This window comes from Micromonospora sp. S4605, assembly GCF_003176715.1.
GTDB classification, from domain to species: Bacteria; Actinomycetota; Actinomycetes; order Mycobacteriales; family Micromonosporaceae; genus Micromonospora; species Micromonospora echinaurantiaca.
Window position 1 is genome coordinate 1 of sequence record NZ_QGSW01000329.1, and the last position, 5,232, is coordinate 5,232.

General features: G+C 73.0%; 5 protein-coding genes. 4 read left to right on the forward strand and 1 reads right to left on the reverse strand.

Annotated elements, in window-relative coordinates:
- Nucleotides 1-38 precede the first annotated feature (38 nt).
- From DLJ47_RS28840 to DLJ47_RS28850, 3 genes are all read left to right on the forward strand, one after another.
- Complete coding sequence (locus tag DLJ47_RS28840) at nucleotides 39-1,487, forward strand: alpha-amylase (protein WP_109904643.1); 1,449 nt, start codon at nucleotides 39-41, stop codon at nucleotides 1,485-1,487.
- A 71-nt stretch (nucleotides 1,488-1,558) separates the two neighbouring features.
- Nucleotides 1,559-2,473: a L,D-transpeptidase gene (locus DLJ47_RS28845; protein ID WP_109904645.1), complete on the forward strand. Its 915-nt coding sequence runs from the start codon at nucleotides 1,559-1,561 to the stop codon at nucleotides 2,471-2,473.
- Between the two features lie 132 nt (nucleotides 2,474-2,605).
- Nucleotides 2,606-3,460, forward strand: a complete 855-nt coding sequence (locus tag DLJ47_RS28850; RefSeq protein WP_109904647.1) for an alpha/beta hydrolase — start codon at nucleotides 2,606-2,608, stop codon at nucleotides 3,458-3,460.
- 36 nt (nucleotides 3,461-3,496) lie between these two features.
- Here DLJ47_RS28850 and DLJ47_RS28855 read toward each other — a convergent pair whose 3' ends face one another.
- A complete protein-coding gene (locus DLJ47_RS28855; protein ID WP_109904649.1) occupies nucleotides 3,497-4,117 on the reverse strand; it encodes a TetR/AcrR family transcriptional regulator in 621 nt (206 codons plus the stop codon).
- Nucleotides 4,118-4,239: 122 nt separating this feature from the next.
- Here DLJ47_RS28855 and DLJ47_RS28860 point away from each other — a divergent pair, with 122 nt between their 5' ends.
- The gene (locus DLJ47_RS28860) at nucleotides 4,240-5,106 is read left to right on the forward strand and encodes an SDR family NAD(P)-dependent oxidoreductase (RefSeq protein WP_109904651.1); all 867 of its coding nucleotides are present in this window, start codon (nucleotides 4,240-4,242) and stop codon (nucleotides 5,104-5,106) included.
- The last annotated feature ends 126 nt before the right edge of the window (nucleotides 5,107-5,232 follow it).

The window sequence follows — 5,232 nt, forward strand, 5'->3', positions numbered from 1 at the left end:
CCACCACCCCGTCCCCCGCACCCCCGTCAGGAGTTCCGATGCATCGACGTCGATGGCACTCGGCGCTGCTCGCCCTCGGTGTGATCGCGAGCGTGCTCGTACCGACCACCGTGACGGCACCCCCGGCCGTCGCGGCCCCGGCCGGCGCCAAGAAGGTGATCGTCCAGCTCTTCGAGTGGAACTGGACCTCGGTGGCCAACGAGTGCCGGACCACGCTGGGCCCGAAGGGCTACGGCTGGGTCCAGGTCTCCCCGCCGCAGGAACACGTCCGCGGCTCCCAGTGGTGGCTGGCGTACCAGCCGGTCAGCTACCGGATCGAGTCCCGCAAGGGCACCCGCGCCCAGTTCAAGGCCATGGTGGACGCCTGCCACGCGGCCGGCGTCAAGGTGATCGTGGACGCGGTCGTCAACCACATGTCCGGGCAGGACAACGGCGGCACCGGCTGGGCCGGCTCGTCGTACGGGCACTACGACTACCCGGGCATCTACCAGTACCAGGACTTCCACCACTGCGGTCGCAACGGCGGCGACGACATCGCCAACTACGGCGACCGGTGGGAGGTGCAGAACTGCGAACTGGTCAACCTCGCCGACCTGAGGACCGAGTCGGACTACGTCCGCGGCCGGCTCGCCGGCTACCTCAACGACCTGCTCTCGCTCGGCGTGGACGGCTTCCGGATGGACGCCAGCAAGCACATGCCGGCCGCCGACATCGCGGCGCTGCGCAGCCGGCTCTCCCGGCCGGCGTACCTGGTGCAGGAGGTGATCCACGGCGCCGGCGAGCCGATCCAGCCGGGCGAGTACACCGGCAACGGCGACGTGCACGAGTTCCGCTACGGCAAGGACCTGGCCCGGGTGTTCCGCTCCGAGCGGCTCGCCTACCTGCGCAACTTCGGCGAGGGCTGGGGGCACCTGCCCGGCGGCGTGGCGGCGGTCTTCGTGGACAACCACGACACCCAGCGCGACGTCGGCGGGGTGCTGACCTACCGCGACCGGGGCATCTACGCGCTGGCCAACGCGTTCATGCTGGCCTGGCCGTACGGATCGCCGACGGTGATGTCCAGCTACACCTTCAGCCAGCGCGACCAGGGCCCGCCGCAGGACGGCTCCGGCCGGACCCTCGACGTAACCTGCTACTCCGGCTGGGAGTGCGAGCACCGCTGGCCGGTCATCGCCAACATGGTCGGCTTCCGCAACGCCACCGAGGGCGCCGCGGTCGCCAACTGGTACGACAACGGCAACAACCACATCGCGTTCAGCCGAGCCGGCAAGGGCTACCTCACGGTGAACGACGAGGACCACGCGATCACCGGTCGCTCGTACCACGCCGGGCTGCCCGCCGGCCGGTACTGCGACGTCATCCACGGCACGTTCAGCAACGGCTCGTGCAGCGGGCCGGTGATCACCGTGGACGGCAACGGCTGGTTCGCCGCCAACATCCCCGCCCACGACGCGGTCGCCATCCACGTCGGCGCGCGGCTGAACTGATCCCCCCACCCCGGGGCCCCCGTCCGGCCGATTTACCGGCTGGACGGGGGTCCTGCCATTACAGTCTCTTTGTGCCGTTTGACCGAATCACCGCGTACCGCTGGCTCCGCCGGGTGGCCACCGCCGTCGGAGTCTCCGCGCTGCTGGCGACGGCCGGGGCGACCGGCTGGGCGCTCACCCCCGAACCCGTGCCGCCGGCAGTCGAGCAGGCGGCGCCGGACGAACCGGAACCCACCGCCCCCGCGCCGAGCCCGACGCCCGAGGAGACCGTGCCGGCCGCCGCGCCCGCGCCGGACGACCTGCCGGTGGTCGACTACGACCCGGCGCCCCGCGGCTTCCCCGCCGACCCGGACGCCTCGGACGTCACCCCGCTGACCGAGGGACTGCACCCGACCCGCCGGATCGCCGCGTACGACGCGCCCGGCGGCCGGCCGTTGGCCTTCCTCGCCCCCACCATCCGCGGTGTCGAGCTGACCATGCCGATCGCCCAGCGCCGCGCCGGCTGGACGGCGGTGCTGCTCCCGTCGGCGAACCGCCGGCTCGCCTGGCTGCCGCCCGGCGGCTTCAGCACGGTGCAGCTGCGCGACCAGCTCGTGGTCGAGCGCCGGACGCACCGGATCACCTGGTACCGCGCCGGGCGGGCAGTCCGGTCCTGGGAGGTCAGCCTCGGCCAGCGGGGGCAGGAGACGCCGCTGGGCCGGACCTTCATCCTCGGCCGCACCCCACCGCCGCAGCAGGTGTACGGCGGGGTGGACATCTTCGCCCTCGGCGCGGTGCCCGACGACCCGAACTCGGTGCCGGCCAGCCTGCGCGGCGCGCACATCGGCCTGCACAGCTGGTACCACGACGGCGAGCTGGGCCGGAACACCACCAACGGCTGCATCCGGCTGACCCGCAGCGGCCAGCGCGAGCTGCTGGCGGAGGTGCGTACCGGCAGCGCCGTGGTGGTCGTCGACGAACTGCCCGAACCACCGCCGACCGCCTGACCCGCTACCCGCCGGCGCTCCACCCGTCGACGGGCGACCTCGTTGCGGCGGCGCCGGCCGGGCGGGTCGGGGAATCCCCGCCGGCCGGGCGGGTAACCGCCGGTCCGGACGCCACGACACCGGGGAGGACCCATGGCCAGCGCGCCGCAGGGACCGGTCGACACGGTCGTGCTCATCCACGGCCTATGGATGACGTCGCGCAGTTGGGAGCGGTGGGCCACCCGGTTCGCCGGACGCGGGTTGCGGGTGGTGACCCCGTCCTGGCCCGGCATGGAGGGTGACGTCGAGCAGCTACGGGAGGATCCCACCCCGATCGCCCAGCAACGCATCGCCGAGATCGTCGACCACTACGACCGGATCATCCGGACACTGCCCGCCGCACCGGTCATCATGGGGCACTCGTTCGGCGGTCTGATCACCCAGGTTCTGGTCGACCGGGGGCTCGGGGCGGCGGCGGTGGGCATCCACCCGGCCGCGGTGAAGGGCGTGCTCAAGTTGCCGTTAAGCACCCTGCGCTCGGCCTTCTCCATCCTGCACAACCCGGCCAACCGGAACCGGGCGGTGCCGTTCACGCCCGACGACTTCCACTACGCGTTCGGCAACACCCTCAGCCGGGAGGACTCCGACCGGGCCTGGCAGCGGTACGCGGTGCCCGGCGCCGGCCGGGTGCTCTTCGAAGGGGCGTTCGCCAACCTCGACCCGAACTCCCCGGCCGAGGTGGACACCCGCCGCACCGACCGGGCGCCGCTGCTGCTGATCGCCGGCGGAGCCGACCACGTGGTGCCGCCCACCGTGGTCCGCTCCAACGCGGCGCTGTACCAGAAGTCGCGGGCGCTGACCGCGTACCACGAGTTCCCCGGCCGCTCGCACTTCACGGTCGGGCAGCCCGGTTGGGAGCAGGTCGCCGACTACGCGCTGGACTGGGCGTTGCGGGCCGCCGCGCTGCCCCGCGAGCAGACCGTCGCCAGCGAGACGCCCCGCCCGTGATCCGTCGCCGCCCCGGGCAGCCGGCCCGCGCGCCGACTATCCGGCGGGCGGCGCCGGCCGGAGCCCGCGCAGCGCCGTGTCCACCACCTGGTCGACGTACTCAGCGGTGAGCGGGCCGGTGCGTTGCAGCCACCGGTTCAGGATCGGGCCGAACAGCAGGTCGACGGCCACGTCGAGGTCGACGTCCTCGGCCAGCTGCCCGGCCCGCTGGGCGGCGCGCAGGCGCTCCTTCTTCAGCTCCCGCAGCGGCCCGTCCAGCCGCTCCTGGTAGGCGGCGGCCAGGGCGGGGTCATGCACGACCTCGATGTGCAGGGCCCGCATGGGCAGGTCGTAGCGGGGGTCGTTGAGTTCCTCGACGGTGGCCCGCAGCACCGTCTTCAGGTCGGCCGCCAGGTCGCCGGTGTCGGGTAGGGCCGCCTCGCCCACGTCCTGGCCCTCCGTGGTGAGGGTGAGGAAGGCGTCGAACAGCAGCGCGCCCTTCGACGGCCACCAGCGGTAGATCGTCTGCTTGCCCACGCCGGCGGCGGAGGCGATGCCCTCGATGCTGAGCTTCGCGTACCCCAGCTCGCTGACCAGGTCGAGGGCGGCGGTGAGGATGGCCCGCCGCGCGGACTGGCTGCGACGGCTGGAGTCGGGGGCGACCTTCTGCGTGGGCACGGGCCGAATGTAACAGGAAGAGAGACGAGACGGTCCGTCTTGACATCCCGGCGCGGCCAGGTATTGTCGTCCTCGCAACCGAGACGAGACGGTTCGTCTCGCAAGGAAGGGAGTTGTTCCCCATGGAGGCCTCAGGCACCGCCGCATCCCGGGTCTGGTTCATCACCGGCGCGAGCCGTGGCCTCGGCCGCGCGTTCGCCGAGGCGGCCCTCGCCGCCGGCGACCGCGTCGCGGGGGCCGCCCGGGACGTGGCGCCACTGGACGACCTCGCCACCCGCCACCCCGGCCGCCTGCTCGCCCTGCGCCTCGACGTCACCGACCGCCCAGCGGTCGTCGACGCCGTCGCCGAGGCGGTCCGGCACTTCGGCCGGCTCGACATCGTCGTCAACAACGCCGGCGCCCTCTACGCCGGAATGGTCGAGGAGTTCACCGAAGAGCAGGCCCGCGCCCAACTGGAACTCAACTTCTTCGGCGCCCTCTGGGTCAGCCAGGCCGTCCTGCCGCACCTGCGCGCCCAGGGCAGCGGACACCTCGTGCAGATCTCCAGCATCGGCGCGCTCGGCGGCTTCCCCAGCACCGGGCTCTACAGCGCCAGCAAGTTCGCCCTCGAAGGGATGAGCGAAGCCCTCGCCGCCGAGGCCGCCAGCTTCGGCGTCAAGGTCACCATCGTCCAGCCGGGCGGCTACTGGACCGACCTCTACACCAGCAGCACCGCCACCACCCCCAACCCCGCCTACGACCCGCTGCGCGAGGAACTGGCCAAGCAGTGGGCCGAAGGTTCGGTCGACAGCGAACCCCGGCTGGCTGCCGAGGCGCTCATGAAGCTGGTCGCCAGCGACAAGCCGCCGCTGCGGCTCCTGCTCGGCAGCATGGTCTACGACGTCGCCTTCGACATCTCGAAGCGGCGGATGGCCACCTGGGCCGAGTGGGAAGAGGTCAGCCGCGCCGCCGAGAAGGCGGTCCCGGATCCCCGCGCCCAGCAGAGCTGACCCGCGGCTGCCGGGCCGGTGGCCAGCCCGGTCACCGGCCCGACGCCCGGCGGGACCGGCCCTGCCGTGGCTCGCACGGTCACCGGCCCGGCGGCCAGCGGGGCCGAGCGGCGGGCGGCGGGCGAC

Bases quoted from the DNA above. Each gene is read 5' to 3' on its own strand.
- DLJ47_RS28850 (WP_109904647.1), top strand. From the start codon at position 2,606: ATGGCCAGCGCGCCGCAGGGACCGGTCGACACGGTCGTGCTCATCCAC.
- DLJ47_RS28860 (WP_109904651.1), top strand. From the start codon at position 4,240: ATGGAGGCCTCAGGCACCGCCGCATCCCGGGTCTGGTTCATCACCGGC.
- DLJ47_RS28840 (WP_109904643.1), top strand. From the start codon at position 39: ATGCATCGACGTCGATGGCACTCGGCGCTGCTCGCCCTCGGTGTGATC.